The sequence below is a fragment of the Micromonospora sp. 067-2 genome (genome assembly GCF_046549295.1).
Lineage (GTDB): Bacteria > Actinomycetota > Actinomycetes > Mycobacteriales > Micromonosporaceae > Micromonospora.
This window is the reverse complement of sequence record NZ_JAJPWB010000003.1, coordinates 70,998-87,511: the sequence shown is the minus strand read 5'-3', so window position 1 is coordinate 87,511 and position 16,514 is coordinate 70,998. Positions and strand designations below refer to the sequence as shown.

At 71.6% G+C, this 16,514-nt stretch carries 13 protein-coding genes; 5 read left to right on the top strand and 8 right to left on the bottom strand.

Going from position 1 to position 16,514, the window contains the following annotated elements; genetic code table 11:
• Positions 1–292: 292 nt before the first annotated feature.
• Entirely contained in the window at positions 293–613 is a 321-nt protein-coding gene (locus ACLJN9_RS07070; RefSeq protein ID WP_410810288.1) for a WXG100 family type VII secretion target, read from the top strand.
• A 23-nt stretch (positions 614–636) separates the two neighbouring features.
• Positions 637–930 carry a WXG100 family type VII secretion target gene (locus tag ACLJN9_RS07065; RefSeq protein WP_410810287.1) on the top strand — a complete coding sequence of 98 codons (294 nt, stop codon included), beginning with the start codon at positions 637–639 and terminating at the stop codon, positions 928–930.
• An 85-nt stretch (positions 931–1,015) separates the two neighbouring features.
• Here ACLJN9_RS07065 and mycP read toward each other — a convergent pair whose 3' ends face one another.
• A complete protein-coding gene (gene mycP / locus ACLJN9_RS07060; RefSeq protein ID WP_410810286.1) occupies positions 1,016–2,242 on the bottom strand; it encodes a type VII secretion-associated serine protease mycosin in 1,227 nt (408 codons plus the stop codon).
• A 152-nt stretch (positions 2,243–2,394) separates the two neighbouring features.
• Here mycP and ACLJN9_RS07055 point away from each other — a divergent pair, with 152 nt between their 5' ends.
• Both ACLJN9_RS07055 and ACLJN9_RS07050 read left to right on the top strand, forming a co-directional pair.
• A complete protein-coding gene (locus ACLJN9_RS07055) occupies positions 2,395–5,172 on the top strand; it encodes an SseB family protein (RefSeq protein ID WP_410810285.1) in 2,778 nt (925 codons plus the stop codon).
• Positions 5,169–5,534 (top strand): hypothetical protein, encoded by a 366-nt coding sequence (locus ACLJN9_RS07050; RefSeq protein WP_410810284.1) that lies wholly within the window; start codon positions 5,169–5,171, stop codon positions 5,532–5,534. Before ACLJN9_RS07055 ends, ACLJN9_RS07050 begins: the two co-directional genes overlap by 4 nt.
• A 7-nt stretch (positions 5,535–5,541) precedes the next feature.
• On the opposite strand, the gene ACLJN9_RS07045 is transcribed toward ACLJN9_RS07050, so the two are convergent.
• The 6 genes from ACLJN9_RS07045 to acs all read right to left on the bottom strand — a co-directional run bounded on the left by ACLJN9_RS07045 (position 5,542) and on the right by acs (position 14,624).
• A complete protein-coding gene (locus ACLJN9_RS07045) occupies positions 5,542–6,474 on the bottom strand; it encodes an alpha/beta fold hydrolase (protein WP_410810283.1) in 933 nt (310 codons plus the stop codon).
• A 174-nt stretch (positions 6,475–6,648) separates the two neighbouring features.
• Positions 6,649–7,983 carry a vanadium-dependent haloperoxidase gene (locus tag ACLJN9_RS07040; protein ID WP_410810282.1) on the bottom strand — a complete coding sequence of 445 codons (1,335 nt, stop codon included), beginning with the start codon at positions 7,981–7,983 and terminating at the stop codon, positions 6,649–6,651.
• Positions 7,984–8,113: 130 nt separating this feature from the next.
• The gene (locus ACLJN9_RS07035; RefSeq protein WP_410810281.1) at positions 8,114–8,854 is read right to left on the bottom strand and encodes a helix-turn-helix transcriptional regulator; all 741 of its coding nucleotides are present in this window, start codon (positions 8,852–8,854) and stop codon (positions 8,114–8,116) included.
• Between the two features lie 287 nt (positions 8,855–9,141).
• A complete protein-coding gene (locus ACLJN9_RS07030) occupies positions 9,142–9,660 on the bottom strand; it encodes a hypothetical protein (RefSeq protein ID WP_410810280.1) in 519 nt (172 codons plus the stop codon).
• Between the two features lie 138 nt (positions 9,661–9,798).
• Complete coding sequence (locus ACLJN9_RS07025; RefSeq protein WP_410810789.1) at positions 9,799–12,282, bottom strand: immune inhibitor A domain-containing protein; 2,484 nt, start codon at positions 12,280–12,282, stop codon at positions 9,799–9,801.
• A gap of 377 nt (positions 12,283–12,659) precedes the next feature.
• Positions 12,660–14,624, bottom strand: coding sequence for an acetate--CoA ligase (acs, locus tag ACLJN9_RS07020; protein WP_410810279.1), 1,965 nt, complete (start codon positions 14,622–14,624; stop codon positions 12,660–12,662).
• A 180-nt stretch (positions 14,625–14,804) separates the two neighbouring features.
• Between acs and ACLJN9_RS07015 the strand changes: the two genes are divergently transcribed.
• The gene (locus ACLJN9_RS07015; protein ID WP_410810278.1) at positions 14,805–15,551 is read left to right on the top strand and encodes an oxidoreductase; all 747 of its coding nucleotides are present in this window, start codon (positions 14,805–14,807) and stop codon (positions 15,549–15,551) included.
• Positions 15,552–15,574: 23 nt separating this feature from the next.
• On the opposite strand, the gene ACLJN9_RS07010 is transcribed toward ACLJN9_RS07015, so the two are convergent.
• Positions 15,575–16,378, bottom strand: coding sequence for an HAD family hydrolase (locus tag ACLJN9_RS07010; RefSeq protein ID WP_410810277.1), 804 nt, complete (start codon positions 16,376–16,378; stop codon positions 15,575–15,577).
• Between the last annotated feature and the right edge of the window lie 136 nt (positions 16,379–16,514).

The window sequence follows — 16,514 nt, the reverse complement described above, 5'->3', positions numbered from 1 at the left end:
CCTCGACCAGTGTGGACCGGGTCGGACGCCGGCCGCTCCGGCGGCCCGTCACGCGCCGCGACGCGGCTGCGGCACATCGTAAGCGACCGATGGGTGCCGTGGTTGTCCACAGGGGAGGTGAGTGGGGTAGCAGAACCGCTACCGGGCCGCTACCGTCAGCCACGAAGTGCTCGCTGATCCGCGTCCACCGGGCTCGACGGTCGGGCTCGACGGTCGGGCGACGCGAGCGGCGCGCTCTCAGGACGGGCGCGTCGACGGCCAGTTCCGATCGAGGAGACGAGGTGACGTCCGGGTGTCCCAGACCCAGGCAGAAGCCGCGGTCATGCAACAGACCGCCGCGAAGTTCGAGCAGGTGGACCAGTCGTTGCAGTCCATGCTGACCGGCCTGTTGACCGAGCTGGAGGTGTTGCAGCAGGCCTGGCGTGGTGCCGGCGGGCGGTCGTTCGAGCAGGTCAAGCAGCAGTGGTCGCAGGACCAGGCGGCGCTGCACCGGGCGCTGCGGGAGACCGCCGGCGCGATCCGCACCGCCGGCCGGCAGTACGACGTCTCGGACGACGAGGCGGCCAGCCGGGTGGCCGGCACCAACCGCGGCGGCATCCAACTGCCGCTCTGATCCCAATCGGGAGGGAAGATCCGATGGACCACGGTGTGCTGGTCGTCAACTTCGCCGCGCTTTCACAGGCCGGCACGGACATCCAGAAGGCGCTGAACACGCTCGACTCGCAGCTCGGCCAACTCGAACGGGACGCAGCGCCGCTGGTGGCGAGCTGGACGGGTGAGGCCCGGGAGTCCTATGAACAGCGCCAGGCGCGGTGGCGCTCCGCCTCACAGGACCTCCAGTCGATGCTGCGCGACATCAGGCTGGCGGTTAACGACTCCGCCACCGACTATCTGGACACCGAAAAGAAGAACACCGGGCTGTTCCAGTGAATCCCCTGGGCCGGGAGCGCTGACCGTGTCCGGGTCGGCGCCCCGGCCGCGCCTGGTCGGGGAGCGGGCCGGAGGGCCGGCCGGGTCAGACCGGGTCGGCCGGGCGCCACCGCCGGCGCGCACCGCGGGGCAGCACCAGGGCGAGCAGCACCACGGCAACCACAGTCGTGCCGATCGCCGCACCGACCAGCAGTGCCCGGTCCCGGGCTGTCGCCCGCCGAGTCTGGCGGGCTACGAGCGCCGGGTCGGCCCGAGCGTCGGCGAGGGCACCGACCGGCCGTGGGCTGGCCGGTCGGCGACCATTGCCGGTCTCGGTGACCGCTCGGTAGGGGTTCAGCACGCCGGCGCCGTACCCGCCGCCCTGCCCTGTGCCGGGTGCCGGATCGGCGGTGTCGACGATGCGTTCAGCCACCTGGGCAGCGGTCAACTCTGGCCGATACTCGCGCAGGAGCGCCGCGGTGGCGGCCACGAACGGCGCCGCGTAGCTGGTTCCCTCGACCTTCTGGTGGCCCTGACCCGGCGCGGCGGCCAGCACCTCGCTGCCCGGAGCGACCAGGTCGACGTACGCGCCGGTCTGCGAGAAGGCCGCCCGCCCGCCGTCCGCCCCGATCGCACCCACCCCGAGCACCCCGTCGTAGGCGGCGGGAAACGGGCGCGGATCCCCGTTGTCGTGCAGGTTGCCGGCGGCGGCCACCAGCACCACGTTGTGGTCGACCGCGTACCGCACGGCGGCGTGCACCGCCGCGTCGTCGGCGTACAGCACGACGGAGAGGTTCACCACCTCGGCGTCATGGTCGACGGCCCAGCGGATGGCCCGGGCGAACTCGGCGGCGCTGACCGTACGCCCCGACTCCCGCCCCTGTACCACCTGCTGCTCACTCACCCGCACCGGCAGAATCCGGGCATCCGGTGCCAGGCCGTGGAAGGCGACGCCCGGTCGGGGCGCCGCCGCGATGATGCTCGCCACACCGGTGCCGTGGCCGGCGCAGTCCCGCGTGCCGTCCCCGCCCGGGTCGAGCAGATCGGTGCCGGCCAGCACGTGCCCGGTCAGCTGCGGGTGCACCCGGTCGACCCCGGAGTCGACCACCGCCACCGTCACACCGGCACCGGTGGCCAGTGGCGCGAGCCGCGCCGGGTCGTACCGCTGCTGCGCCCACGGCAGGGCCGTGACCGGCCGGACGGGGGCGAGCGGGCTCGCGCAGGCCGGCGCCGCCCGGAGCGCGACAGTCCCGGCGACCGCCGGGGCTGCCGTGCCGGTGAGCAGTGTGGCCGTCAGACCTGCGAGGATCGGGCGCGCAAACGACCGGGACATCGACGGCCTCCGTATCGTGTCGGCTCCGGAACGGGATGTTATCGCCTCGCCGGCACCGGGGCGGACCGCCGCCGGCCAGCCATTGTGATCTTGGTACCACCTTGTAGGTTGTACGCGATACCTGTGGCCTGTTCTCGGAAGGAGAGGTGGCCGTGACCGAATGGGAGCCGGCCACGGAGGCCGAGGTGGCGATGCGGGACGCGCTGCGCGCCAACGACCAGGAGCTCTACTTCCGGCTCCTTTCCCGGACCGACCTGCTGTTGCCGGTCGCCGCGCCGGCGCTGCCCGGTCAGGCACCGTCCGGCTGGGGCACGTGGACCACCGGCGGCCGCACCCACGTGCTGGCCTTCACCTCCGCCGCCGCGCTGCGGGCCTGCCTCGGCGACCACCCCGGCAGCAACCGACGGGTCCCGTTCTCCGACCTCGCTGTCGGCTGGCCCAACCAGGAATGGTGGCTGGCGGTCAACCCGGGGTTACCCGTCGAGGGCTACCTGCCGCCCTGGTTCGTCTCACAGCTCTCCCGGGGCGACGTCCGGCTGCCCGGCCGTTCCATGGGTGCCCGCGCCCGCCTGGAGCGAGCCGAGACCCTGTCCCGCACCCGACCCGGTGCGTCCGGCCGCGACGTCCCCGCCAGCACGGGGCCGGCTGCCGTTCCCGGGTCGACGTCGCCCGGATTCGACCCGGCGACCCCGTCCGGGCCGTCCTCGCTGCCGCGTGGCCCGGCCCCGCGGGTGTCCGGTGCGGCGGCACCGGGCACGTCACCTCGGGTGCCCGGCCCCGGTGACCTGTCCCGCAGCGCCGACGGCGAGGACGTGCCCGCCGCCGGTCAGCGGTACCCGACCGGTCCTACCCGACCCGGCAGGCCCGGCGATCCCGTACCCGGCGGGGGCCGGCCGGTCGCGTCCCGGTTCACGCCGCTGACGCCTGCCGAGCGCCCCCGCGTCACCCCCGCCGACCAGCCCGGTGCCGGTGCGGCGGGCTGGCCGCCCGCGAGTCGACCGGGTGCCGGCACCGAGGGCCCGCCCGCCGACAACGGCAGCGCCGAGAGCGGCCGACGATCCTTCTTCGAACCGGCGTCCGGCAGGGACCGGGCATCCGGCCTGAATGCGGGCGGCGGCCGGTCCGGTGACCGCGCGGTGCCGCCGTCCCGGTTCGCCCGCGGCGGCCAACCCTTCCCGCGCCGCCGCCCGGCCGACGGGCCGCTCGGCGAGGGCGCGACCCGGGCCTTTCCCATGCCGGATGCGGACGCCACCCGTCCCCTCCGGCCGCCGGCTGCCGACCCGGGTGCGTCGCGGCGGGTCCGAACGCCCGCACCGGACACCGAAGCCACCCAGCCCCTGCCACCCCGAGGGCCCGATCCGCTGGCGGACGAGCCCACCCGTGCCTTCCGGATGCCGGGTTGGCCCACCGCTGAACCGCCGCTGACCCGGCTCGGGCCGTCCGACCTCTCGGCGGACGAGACCCAGGCGATTCCGCGCGGCCAACCGGTCGAACCGGGCCGGTTCGAGCCGTTGGAGGAGCTGCCCCCGTCCATCGCCGAACCGGTCTCCGGCCCGCCCGCGCCGCGCCGCGGCTTCACGCCCATCGTCATCGAGGGCACCATCATCGAGTCCCGCGACCTCACCGAACCGGCGCCCTTCGGCCCGGCCGAGGCCGGCGTGCGTGGCGGCCCGGCCGAGACCGGCGTGCGTGGCGGCCCGGCCGAGGCCGGCGTGCGCGGCGGCCCGGCGGACGGTGACTTAGGTGCCGTACGCGTCGACGACCGGCTCAACGCGGATCGCGCCGACGGCGCCCAGCCGCCGGTCGGCCTGAACGGCGCGGATCGGGCCGGCGGCGCACCCGATGGCGGCGGTGTCACGAGGCCGGCGCCGCGACCTCGGCCGGACGACGACGCCGAGCCGGAGCATCCCGGTGCCGACGACAACGCGGTCGCCAGTGGTGCCGATCCGGTGCCGGTCGAGTTCCTGCCCGCCAACACGGTCGAGGAGGACCTGCTCAACGCGGCCGGCGCCGGCAGCACGGACACTTTCCTGTCCACGCTGCTGTTGGCCCGGGTCCTGCTGCCGGCCGCCCCGGACTCGGTGCGGGGCAGCCGCCCCGGCGACCCGGGCTTCGTCTGGCGCACCGCCCAGTTGGACGACGAGACGTACGTCGTGGTCTACACCTCCCCGGAGCGCCTCGCGGACCACGCCGAAGGCGACGTCGACACGGTCGGGGTGAAGTTCGCCCAACTGATCCGCCGCTGGCCGGACGAGGACTGGTCGTTCGCCGTCAACCCGGGTACCCCGGTCGGTGCCAAGCTGCCCGGCGAGCAGATCGTCGCCCTGGCCAACTGGGCCGCGGAGGTGGGGCTCGGCGACGACCTGGAGGTGGACCCGGAGGAGCCGCTGGTCGTGGCGGAGCCCGCCGCCCGCCCCCGGTATGCTCCGGCCGCGGTCGACCCGGCCCGACCGACCGTCATGCAGAAGGCGATCGCGCCCAGCCAGCTCGCCTACTACCTGGAGCGGGGGTACGACCGGGTCTCCGGGTTCGTGCACCGGGCCGGTGAGTTGGCCCACCTGACCACGCCCGGTCAGTTGCACGAGGCGCTCGGGCTCAGCTACCCGGATTCGCCGTTCGCCCGGGACGCCGAGGAGATCTACGTGCTGCGGTGGCCGGCGCACCGGCCGAGCCTCTACCGGATTCCGTACGGCGGTCAGAACGAGCCGGCGATGCGGGCCATGGAGGGCTGGGTCATCGAGCGCCCGCCGTTCCGCGGCAACGGCTTCGCTCCTGGCGAGAGCAGCGACGTGGTGGCCGAGTTCAAGGTGGACAGCGCCCGGTTGCCGCACGGTGCGCAGCTCTGGCGGATCGGCGTGGACGGCACCGAGCGGGTGGTCGCGGTGCTCGACACGGACACGGTGTCGTGGCGACAGGTCGGTGAGGCGTGATGCGCGACGGCTACGTGGCCCGGTGGCAGGGCCGGGAATACCAGGCCAGCCCGGACGGCGATGACATCCGGCTGTACCAGCCGGAGCCTGCCGAGGGCTTCGAGGAGGTCCGCTCCGGCCGGTACGTGCGGGTGCTGCCGGTCAGCGACATCGAGGACCTGGCGTACGTGCGAACCACCTGCACCTGGCAGGGGCAGCCGTTCATCGTCCTCGGCGAGCACGATGCCTGGCTGCGGGTGGAGTACACCGGTGGTCGCTGGCCGGTCGCCGAGGCCATGCGGCTGGAGGTGTTCGACTTCGGTGTCTACCAGGGTTGGGCGCCGACCGCCGAGGTCACCGACCTGCGGGAGCAGCGGGTCTGAGGAGCGCTCAGGACTTGGCCCACCGCAGGATCTCGCCGAGCACCAGTTCCGGGGCCTCCAGATGCGGAAAGTGCCCGACCCCGTCGAGCAGCCGCCACTCGTAGGGTGCGACGACGTACCGGCCGGAGCCCAGTGCGGTACGCGGCAGGGCTGCGACGTCCAGCGCGCCGTGCAGTTGAAGGGTCGGAGTGGCCAGCGGCTTCTGCATCAGCCGGACGAAACGGTAGCCGTGCAGCCGCAGCAGCGAGCGGAACGCCCACCGGTATCCCTCCAGCGCGCAGAAGGCGGCCTGCGGGATGCCCATCGCCTCTCTGCACCGCTGCGCGTACGCCTCGAAGGCCGGCCCGGTCACCCAGCGCGGCCCGCCCCAGCGGCGCAGGATCTCCCCCACCGCCGCGGCGCCGTCCCGGGTCAGCACGTGTTCGTAGCGGGGGAGCTGGAACTTCAGCGCGGGGGTGGAGGCGGCGAACTGTCCGCGTGGGTCGGCGAAGATGCCGGCACGGAGCCGCAGCGGGTGTGGGGCTCCCAGCACCACCAGCCGCCGGACCAGGGACGGGTGGAACGAGGCAACCGTCCAGGCGACCATGCCGCCGACGCCGCTACCAACCAGCGTCGCCGACCGTTCGCCGAGTGCGCGGATCAGTCCGGCCATGTCCGCGGCGAGCGTGTAGCCGTCGTACCCCCGGGGTGGTTTGTCGCTGGCGCCGTAACCGCGCAGGTCGACGGCGACCGCGCGGAAGCCGGCGTCGGCGACCGCCGGCAGCATCTCGTGCCACGCCCACCAGTGCTCGGGAAAGCCGTGCAGGAAGAGCACCATCGGCCCGGTGCCGGCCTCGACCACGTGGAACCGGGTGCCGTTGGCGCCGACGAATCGGTGCGTCCACGGCCCCTCGGTGAGGACGCAGGACTCGTCGACGGCTCCGCCGCGCTGGTCGGTCATGGCTGACAGCCTAGGACCTGCCCGTGGGCGGACCGCCCGTGCGAGCCGGTCCGCGACCCGAACCGCCCGGCAGTGCCGTTTCGGTGGCCGCGTGGGCGGCGGCGACAGGGCGGAGCCGGGCGGCGGCCCGGGGGCCGGAGATGTCGCTCCTCCGGCCCCCGGGCCGTTGTCCCGCTACTTCAGGTAGTTGCCGAAGACGCGGTTGGCGACCGCGTCACCGGTGCTCATGCCGGCGTCGGCGTCCCACTGGTAGTGCACGCCCAGGTAGATCCGGCTGGCCGCGTTCTCGGTGGCAGCCGCGCTGAAGCTGCTGAACGAGCGGGTGACCCCGGCGGCGTTGGGGTCGTCGGTGCCGCCGGTGAAGCTGACCGCGTCGGTGCCGTAGTACCGCTTCATGACTCCGGCCCAGGCGCCAGCGAAGATGGCGTGCCCGGACACGTACGCGGGAAAGGGTGGGGAGAAGCGGACGCCGTTGCGGTTGACAGAGAGCGGCCGCCAGGCCGGGTCGGGGGTGGTGGCCGCGTTGCCGTCGCTCTGCGGCTCAGCGATAGCCGTTTCCGGGCGCCACAGGTCGATACTGGTGTTGTATTTGGCGTCCCAGCCCGCGATGGCGGCGTCCGCCAGCGCCATCGCCACCAGGGCGAAGAGCCGAACCGTCTCGGTGGGCCGCTGTGCCGCCACGACCTGGGTGTGCGCGAAGAGCTGACCCGGCGGCTTGTAGGTGCCGCCGGCGTCGTTGGCCCAGAAGAACGCCAACCGGGTCTGGTCGGTGGTCCGGTCGGTGGGCGAGGCGTTGGCCGAACCCTTCCTCCGCACGTCGTTGACCTGGGTCGCGTACTGAGGGCTGCTCAGCATCGCGCCGACGGTCGAGAAGCCGCCCGGCAGCGGTGGGCGGAACTGCGAGCCGGACGTGAGCGCGAACGGTTTCACCGAACCCCAGTTGGGGCTGGCCGCCGCGCCCGAGCCGGTCGGCCGCCACTGCCCGGCGGTGATGCTGGCCGTGTACGGCGCGTTGTTGGTGGAACCGTCGTTGGCGCGGGCGCTGATGATGTTCTGTGCGGCACCGTCGCCCACGCTGGTGCTGTAACCCTCCGGGCCGGGGTTGCCGATCGGCGGGTACACACGCGAACCGGAGTAGGCCGCATCGAAGTTGAGGCCGGGGAACACGGCGCGCAGAACCCGGACCGCAGCGGCGTCCAGGTTCCAGTCTCGGTCGTAGTTGTAGTTCGGGATCTTGGCGACCGTGGCGATGTAGGGGGCGCCGGCTGTGCCGAGCGACACGGCGGTGTCGTACATGGCCAGGTGCATCATGGCGCCCGCCCGGCTCAACACCGTCGGCGGCAGGTCGGTGGCCCGGTAGGCGTCCAGCAGTACGTTGTTCCAGTAGACGACGTGGTCGAAGCCCGGCGGCACGGCGGCTGCCGGCCTCGGGGCGGTGGTGACGGTGGCGCCGACGGTGATCGCCGCGAGGAATGCGGTAGCCGTTCGACCCAGTTCTCGTCTGTTCAATGCGGTCCTTCCCCCGTGTGGCCGCTGCGAGGCGACCCACCGATGGAACTCCCATCGGCTTGGGTCGATTATTTGATCAGGGTCTGCGGACCACCAGGGCGAAGCGGCACGCAGTCCGCAACCTGCAAGATCAGATCCAGCTGCGCCGGACAGCGGCGATCCCGAGGGTGATCCGGTTGGTCGCTCCCAGCCGCTCCTCCAGGATCTCGAACTGCCGGCGCACCCAGCGGGTGCTGCGACCCAGGCTGCGCGCTATCGACTCGTCCTTCATCCCGAGGGCGGCCAGCCGGAGGATCTGGAGTTGCAGGTCGGACGGCCCGTCGGTCATCGGTCGTGGGCCCGTTCGCAGGGGCAGCGCCTGGCGCCAGAGCGCGTCGAACCAGTGGATCAGCAGTTCGATCAGGGCCGGGTGGCGGATCAGCAACCCGTGCTGCTCGTGATCCGGCCCGCGCGCCGGCAGCAGAGCCCGTCCGTTGGCCAGCAGCAGCGACAACGGAGCCGCAGGCAGCACCCGCAGTCGCGCCCCCGAATGCTCGGCGACCTCGCGGTAGCTGTGATCCTCGAGTAGCGTCCGGGCGCAGAGGGTGCGCCCGGACGGCGGGCGCACGGGCAGCTCACCGTTGACCCGGGCGAGGACGTCGAGCTCGGCGTGGATGCTGCGGCACCCCTCCCCGGCCTCGGCCACCAGATCGCGCGCCATGCGCCGGAGTTCGTCCGGGTCGCTGACGGGCTCCACTCCGACCGACGCGCCGTCCCAATCGGTGACGTGGCCGCGTTCGAGACGTTCGAGGAGCACGTGGTGCTCGATGATCCGGCGCTGAGTGACCAGCAGTTGCTGCTGGCTGGCAGCGAGCAGGCGTCTCACCTCCACCGGCGATACCGGAGTGCCACCCGGCCCCAGGGCCGGTACGGGATGCTCGGGAACGACGGACAGGAATTGACGTGACAACTGGACTACCCCCGTGGCCGCTGCGTCGTCGTGCCCGGGTGCGTTCACAGAATCGACAGCGGCCCGCGTGGAACTCCGAGCCGCGACCCGGCATCCGCAAGCCTCGCCGGAGCCAACGACTGCCGTCAATCGACCGTACCGGCGTTGCTTGCCGAGCGGCGATATGCACGCGGCCAGGAACACGTCGCGATCGGAGGATGGCGGGTGGGTCAGGGCGTGACGATGGAGCGCGCGATGCCGGGGCCGCAGTCGACAGGTGAGGTGGGTGGTGCCACCCGCAGGGTGACGAAGCTGCCCGTGGCCAGTTCGCCGGCAGCGGTGCCGTGCAGCGCGTACTCGATGCCGTCGAGAGTGGTCAGGCCGTAGCAGGGTCCGGTGCCGCCCCGGGTGATCCGTCCGGCGATCACGTCCGTCGGGCGGTTGTCGGTGGGCTCCTTGGGCAGGGTGGGGATTCGCGGCTTCGGCGACAGGATCCGGGACAGCGGGGTGGGTCGGTCAGCCGAGGGGACCGGCGCACCGCTCGGGCTGGCGGCCGGATCAGCCGGCTCGGAGGGGGCCCGGCTCACGGGTGAGTCGGCGGCAGGTGGGGTGCGGTCCTCGGCCACGATGTCTCCGTTCTCTCGGGCACAGCCGGCCAGCGGCATCAGCAGTGCCAGCGCCATCAACAGAGCCAGCGGCATCGGCACTGCCGGCGGCATCGGCCCTGCCGGCGGGAGATGACGGGTCATGGCGGCGGATCGTCGGTTCACGTGAGTCTGACTCGGTGCCGGACGGTTCGGTTCCCCACCGGCCCCTCGAAACGGGGCGATGCCCGGGCAGTTGGCCTGCCCGGGCATCGCGGTGGTGCTGGTGCGCTGACCCGGAGGTCAGGAGATGCGGACCTTCGCGGACGTCCCGTTCTGATCCAGAACCCGGATCTTGATCCCGTTGTTCGGGACCTTGACGCCGTGGTTCGGCAGCTCCGGGTACCAGTACTGCTTGCTGTCGTCGAACAGCGGAGCAGCGGCCTGGCCGCGGACGTACTGCGGCTGGCTGTTCACGTGGAGGGTGAACGAGTCGGCCTTCTTGAGGCTGAACGGAGCGTCGTAGACCTGGACACGAGCTCGCCACGCGTTGCCGGTGAGGTTGTACGACGGCCTCGGGCGGGAGTCGATGTTCAGGTTACGGCCCTCACCCGGGTGACCACCGGGGTTCAGGTCCTTGTCGTACGGCATGGTGTTGTTGTCCGCCCACCTGCTGTTCAGGTAGGTGATCAGCACACCCTCCTGGTACGCGTAGTGGTCCACGTAGTCCGGGCGGGTGTTCTGGTACCCGAAGAAGTACGGACCGGTCTTCAGGTACTTGTCGTACGAGACGTACGAGCGGTTGGCCACGACGTAGAAGTTCTCGAACTTCTTGGTGTACGTCTCGGCCTCGATGCGGAAGCCGTCGGCACCGGCGAACGTCCAGCCGTTGGCGCCCGTCTCGGCACCGTCGGCGAGGACGGTCTGGCCGTCCGCGGTCACCGTGATGGCGTCGCCGAAGAAGCCACCCGCGGAGACACCGCCGTCGGTGATGTAGTGGAAGCGGAACTGCACGACCTTGCCCGCGGCCACGTCCATCGGCACGGTCAGGTCGACCCAGTCGGGCTCGCCGTCGCCGTTGGTGTCGCTGTCGCCGTCGAGGGCGTTACGACCGTTGCCGTCCGTCTTCGGCGTGCCGTTGACCAGGAACGGCAGCTGAGCCCAGGTGCTGCCACCGTCAAGGGACGCCTCGAAGTACACGTAGTCGTAGTCGGTCTCGATGTTGTAGCGAGCCTTCATCGACAGCGAGGCGGTGGACTTCCCGGTGAAGTCGAACGTCCGGGTCATCGTGGTGTTGAGGTCGTCGTCGTTGCCGGAGAAGTACTGCTTGGTGCCCTCCGCCGGCTTGCCGTTGTTGAAGGAGTACTCCCGTGGGGGCAGTACGACAACGGCGGCCTGCGCCTTGTCGGTGTTGTACTCCGACGGGCCGAGGTCGAGGGTGACCGGGTCCTGCTTGTCCGGCACGACCGTCTCGTGGTCCAGCCAGCCCAGCTGGAGCTTGTTCCAGGCACCGAGGTCGGCACCGCGCTCGCCGATGCCAGCGTCGTTCTTGGCGCTGACCCGGCTCTGGGCCATCAGGGTCCAGTGCTCGTTACTGTTGTCACCGCTGGTGCCGGTGTTGTAGTCGTCCGGCAGACCGAGGTCGTGGCCGTACTCGTGGTAGAAGACGCTCCGGCCGCCGTTCTCCGGCTGCACGGTGTAGTCGCCGATCCAGATCCCGGTGGTGCCGATCTGGGTGCCGCCCAGAGGGGCGTTCGGCGGACCGGTCTGGCCCTGGTCGGTGGCGTACGCGTACCACCGGTGGCTCCAGATCGCGTCCTCGCCCTGGTAGGGGTCGCCGTCGGCCTGGTCGCCGCCGGAGTGGACGATCTGGAAGTGGTCGATGTAGCCGTCGGACTCGTTGAAGTTGCCGTCACCGTCGACGTCGTAACGGTCCCACTGGTCGAAGGACTTCACGTCGGCGGCGATCTGTGCGTCGGTCCGGCCGGCGGCCTTCTGGTCGGCCACCCACTGGTTGGCGGCGTCCCGGACCAGCGCCCAGGTGTTCTGGCAGGTGGTCTGGGCGCAGACAGCCGGGTCGTCGCCGTTGGCGTCGGTCGGGTTGTCGTTTGACCGACCGTAGCGGGCCTCGTTGTACTGGACCTTGACCCAGTCGGTGACCTCGCCCTCGACCGAGTAGCGACCCGAGGACTGGGCCTCGTAGTACTGCTTCAGCGACTCGTCGCCCGGGTTGGTGCCGAAGTACAGCTGCCGGTAGTGGTCGGCGTTGTAGTCCGGCTGCCAGACCGTCGAGTTGTCGACCGCCCGGTTCGGCTGGTCGATCTCGTTGTGCAGCGGCCCGTCGAACCGGTTCGGACCCGGGGTCAGCGGGTCGATGTCCTTGTCCGGGTAGGACGGGTGCCGCTGGTTGCCGAACTCCGCCAGGATGACGAAGATCCGGTCCGTCTTCTGCCGCTCCAGCTCGACGTACTGGTCCGTACGGCTGGCCTCGGCGCTGCGCGCCGAACGGGTGTTCTCGCCGGCGGCGTTGGTCGCGGTCTTGCCGACCTTGACGACCGTGCTGCCGTTGATCCGCTCTGCCTTGGCCTTGCCGGTCAGGACCTCGTTGAGGCCCTCCTGGCGCAGCGCCCGCCGCTTCTCCTCCAGCGGGTTGGGCAGATCGTGTTCCACAAGGGCAGGCTCGGACGCCGACGGCGCTGCCGTCGGCGCCTTGGGCTGGGGCGCCGCGCTGGCGGACGTGCCCGCCAGCAGCCCCGTCGCCGTCAGCGACAGCCCGAGCAGACCCACTGCGACTTTGCGCACGTGGTACCTCCGGTGTGAGGGAACCGGCCCAACGGGGGTACGGGCCGGTGACAGATCGATCCCACTAGTGGGACCAATGGTGAACATAGACACTGCCGAGACATGTGGGAAGATGCACGCGTCGATTTGTTGCAAGATTTTGTTGAGAATGCTTTCTGCCGTCACACCCCAGCGCTTCATCTGCGACGCTGACCAGGCTGGATCGCTCAGTTACGCATTGCAGTGACACCGTTCGATTAACATGATCGGGCGTGTGGACTCGTCGCCGGCGGCAATCTCCCACCGTCCCCGTCGTACCCGTAGGAAATGACGGAGGGTGGCGGCCCGCGCGGGCCGCCACCCTCCGGTGTGTACGTCTGTCGTCAGTCCTCGTCGGACTTCGTACCGCTCATCCCCGACGAGATCAGCTCCATCACGGACGAGTCCTGCAGAGTGGTCACGTCGCCCAGCGACCGGTTCTCCGCGACGTCCCGCAGCAGCCGGCGCATGATCTTGCCCGAGCGGGTCTTCGGCAGTTCCGGGACGAGCATGATCTGCCGGGGCTTGGCGATCGGGCCGAGTGCCTTGGCCACGTGGTTGCGCAACTCCGCGATCAGCTTCTCGCCCGCCTCGCCGGCCACGTCCGCGCTGCCCCGCGGGATCGCGAACGCGACGATCGCCTGACCCGTCGTCGGGTCCGTCGCGCCCACCACCGCCGCCTCGGCCACCGACGGGTGCGACACCAGCGCCGACTCCACCTCCGTCGTGGAGATGTTGTGCCCGGACACCAGCATCACGTCGTCCACCCGGCCGAGCAGCCAGATGTGCCCGTCGTCGTCCTTCTTCGCTCCGTCACCGGCGAAGTACATCCCCTCGAACCGGGACCAGTACGTCTCGATGAACCGGTCGTCGTCGCCCCAGATGGTGCGCAGCATCGACGGCCACGGCTCGCGCAGCACCAGGTAACCGCCGCCGCCGTTGGGCACCGACTGGCCCTGGTCGTCCACCACGTCCGCCACGATGCCCGGCAGTGGGGCCATCGCCGAGCCGGGCTTGGCCGCGGTCACCCCGGGCAGCGGGGAGATCATCATGGCGCCGGTCTCGGTCTGCCACCAGGTGTCCACCACGGGCAGTTCGCCCCCGCCGACGTGCTGCCTGTACCAGATCCACGCCTCCGGGTTGATCGGCTCACCGACGCTGCCCAGCAGTCGCAGCGACGACAGGTCGAAGCCGGCGGGGATGTCCTCGCCCCACTTCATCATCGTCCGGATCAGGGTGGGAGCGGTGTAGAGGATCGTCACGCCGTACCGGTCGACGATCTCCCAGAACCGGCCCTTGTGCGGGGTGTCCGGGGTGCCCTCGTACATCACCTGGGTGACGCCGTTGGAGAGCGGGCCGTACACGATGTAGGAGTGCCCGGTGACCCAGCCGATGTCGGCGGTGCACCAGTAGACGTCCGTCTCCGGCTTCAGGTCGAAGACCGCGTGCGCGGTGTACGACGCCTGGGTGAGGTAGCCGCCGGTGGTGTGCAGGATGCCCTTCGGCCGGGCCGTGGTGCCGCTGGTGTAGAGGATGAACAGCGGGTGCTCGGCGTCGAACGGCTGCGCCGTGTGCTCGGCCGAGGCCGTCTCCACCGTCTCGTGCCACCAGTGGTCCCGGTCCGTCCAGGCCACCTCCTCGCCGGTACGGCGGACCACCAGCACGTGCTCGATCGACGGGCAGTTCGCCACCGCCTCGTCCACGGTCGGCTTCAGCGCCGACGGCTTGCCCCGCCGGTAGCCGCCATCCGCGGTGATCACCACCTTGGCACTGGCGTCCTGGATCCGGTTGCTCAGCGAGTCGGCGGAGAAGCCGCCGAAGACCACGCTGTGCGCCGCGCCGATCCGGGCGCAGGCCAGCATCGCGACCGCCGCCTCCGGAATCATCGGCAGGTAGATCGCGACCCGGTCACCGGCCGTCACGCCCAGGTCGGTCAGCGCGTTCGCCGCGCGGCAGGTCAGCTCGTGCAGCTCGGCGTAGGTGATGGTGCGGGTGTCGCCGGGCTCGCCCTCCCAGTGGATCGCGACCTTGTCGCCGCGGCCCGCCTCGACGTGCCGGTCCAGGCAGTTGTACGCCACGTTGAGCTGCCCACCGACGAACCACTTCGCGAACGGCGGGTTCGACCAGTCGAGCACCTCGTCCCACTTCTTCGACCAGGCCAACCGGTCGGCCTGCTTCGCCCAGAACGCGAGCCGGTCGGCGTCGGCCTCGGCGTACGCGTCGGCGGTGACGTTGGCGTGCGCGGCGAGTTCGGCCGGCGGGGGGAACTGGCGCGTCTCGTTCAGCAGATTTGCCAATGCCTCGCTCATGCCGTGACTCCTCGTCCTCGGGTGACCTACGTCTCGCTGGGCCCGAGGGTAGTCGCGGGGCCCGCGACCGGCGACGGCTGCCCGCGCCGTCGCGCCGAGCGGCCCCCGTCGCGCGCCCGACGGCCGTGGTTGCGGGCGGGTGCGGCCCGGACGGCCGAGCCGGGTCGCTAGCGTGACGGGGTGACGACCGACCCGCTGTCCCCGCTGCTCGCGCTCGCCGACATTCCCGCCGCCGTCGAACGGGCGCGCGAGCGGTTCGACCAGGCGCTCGGGCACCGCGCGCTGCGCCGGCACGGCGGCCAGGTCGCGGCCGAGGTCAGCCTCCGGTCCGCGGTGGCCAGCGCCGCTCTCGAGGGGTACGCCCACGAGCGCGAGGCCGTCCGCGCCGGCACGGTCACCGAGCCGGTGCTCCAGGGGGCGCTACGGGTCGCCGGGGCACTGCCCGGGCTGAGCGAGCTCTGGCCGAAGGCCCCCCGGCAGGCCCTCGCGAAGCTGCACGTGCTCGCCGCCCGGGACATCGTGGCGCAGGACGAACTGGGCCGTCCGGTCGCCGACCCGGTGGTCGCCGCCCGGCTGGACGGCCTCGCCGGCCTGGTCGCCGGCGGCACGAAGGCCTCTCCGCTGGTGCTCGCCGCCGTCGTCCACGGGGAGCTGCTGAACCTGCGCCCGTTCGCCGGCCCGTCCGGCGTGGTGGCCCGGGGCGCCGCGCGTCTGGTGCTGCTCGCCAGTGGCCTCGACCCGCGTGGCCTGCTCGCCGTCGACGTCGGCCACCACGAGCGGGAGCCCGAGTACGTCGGCTCGGCCGGCGCCTTCGCCACCGGCACCCCGGACGGGCTGCGCTCCTGGCTGCGCCACTACATGTCGGCCGTGGAGGTGGGCGCCGACCAGCTCACCGCCATCGGCGACGACATCCTCGCCGCCGCCTGAGTCGCGCTCAGTCCCTGGCCGGGTCAGGCGTTGGCGGCGGCGCGGGTCCGACGGTGCCGGCCGTACCAGGCGATGCCGATCGCCACACCCACCCCGACCCCCAGGGCCGCCGCGGCGACCGGAACGGCAGGCCGCTCCCGCAGTCGACGGCCCAGCGGGATCGGGTGCCGGAACTCCAGCACCGGCCAGGCGTTCTCCGACGCCAGCCTGCGCAGCTGCCGGTCCGGGTTGACCACGCTCGGATGCCCGACGCACTCCAAGAGGGGGCGGTCGCTGTACGAGTCGGAGTAGGCGTACGAGTCAGCCAGGTCGTAGCCGCGAGCGGCCGCCAACTCGTTGACGGCCTCGACCTTGCTCGGGCCGGCAGCGTAGAACTCGACCTCACCGCTGTACCGGCCGTCCCGCACCGTCATCCGGGTGGCGATCACGTCGGTCACCCCGAGCAGCTCGCCGATCGGCCGGACCATCTCCTCGCCGGAAGCGGAGACCAGCACGACGTCCCGACCGGCCGCCTGGTGCTCCTCGATCAGCGCGGCGGCCTCGGCGTACACATAAGGGTTGATCAGCTCGTGGAGTGTCTCCGCGACGATCTGGCGGACCTGCTCCACCTGCCAGCCCTTACAGAGCGCGGCCAGATAGTCCCGTGTCCTGGCCATGGTCTGCTCGTCGGTGCCGCCCAGCCGGAACATCAGCTGCGCGTACGCCGACTTGACCACGTCACGCCGGGTGATCAGCCCGTCCCGGTAGAACGGCCGACCGAACGCCAGGGCGCTCGACTTGGCGATGACGGTCTTGTCCAGATCGAAGAAAGCGGCACTTCGGCCCACGGCGCGAAAGTCTAGCCGGATGGTCTATCGTCGGCGGGTGCCCGGGGTCAGGCCACCCCTCGGACCTGCGGGCCGGCGCCACCACCTCCACTCGGCGTGACCGCGTTCACACCCGTGAAGAGATTTTCGCAGTGAG

What these genes read in the sequence shown, in the direction of transcription:
- ACLJN9_RS07065 (WP_410810287.1), top strand. Translation starts at nt 637, where the DNA reads ATGGACCACGGTGTGCTGGTCGTCAACTTCGCCGCGCTTTCACAGGCC.
- mycP (WP_410810286.1), bottom strand. Translation starts at nt 2,242, where the DNA reads ATGTCCCGGTCGTTTGCGCGCCCGATCCTCGCAGGTCTGACGGCCACA.
- ACLJN9_RS07045 (WP_410810283.1), bottom strand. Translation starts at nt 6,474, where the DNA reads ATGACCGACCAGCGCGGCGGAGCCGTCGACGAGTCCTGCGTCCTCACC.
- ACLJN9_RS07030 (WP_410810280.1), bottom strand. Translation starts at nt 9,660, where the DNA reads ATGACCCGTCATCTCCCGCCGGCAGGGCCGATGCCGCCGGCAGTGCCG.
- acs (WP_410810279.1), bottom strand. Translation starts at nt 14,624, where the DNA reads ATGAGCGAGGCATTGGCAAATCTGCTGAACGAGACGCGCCAGTTCCCC.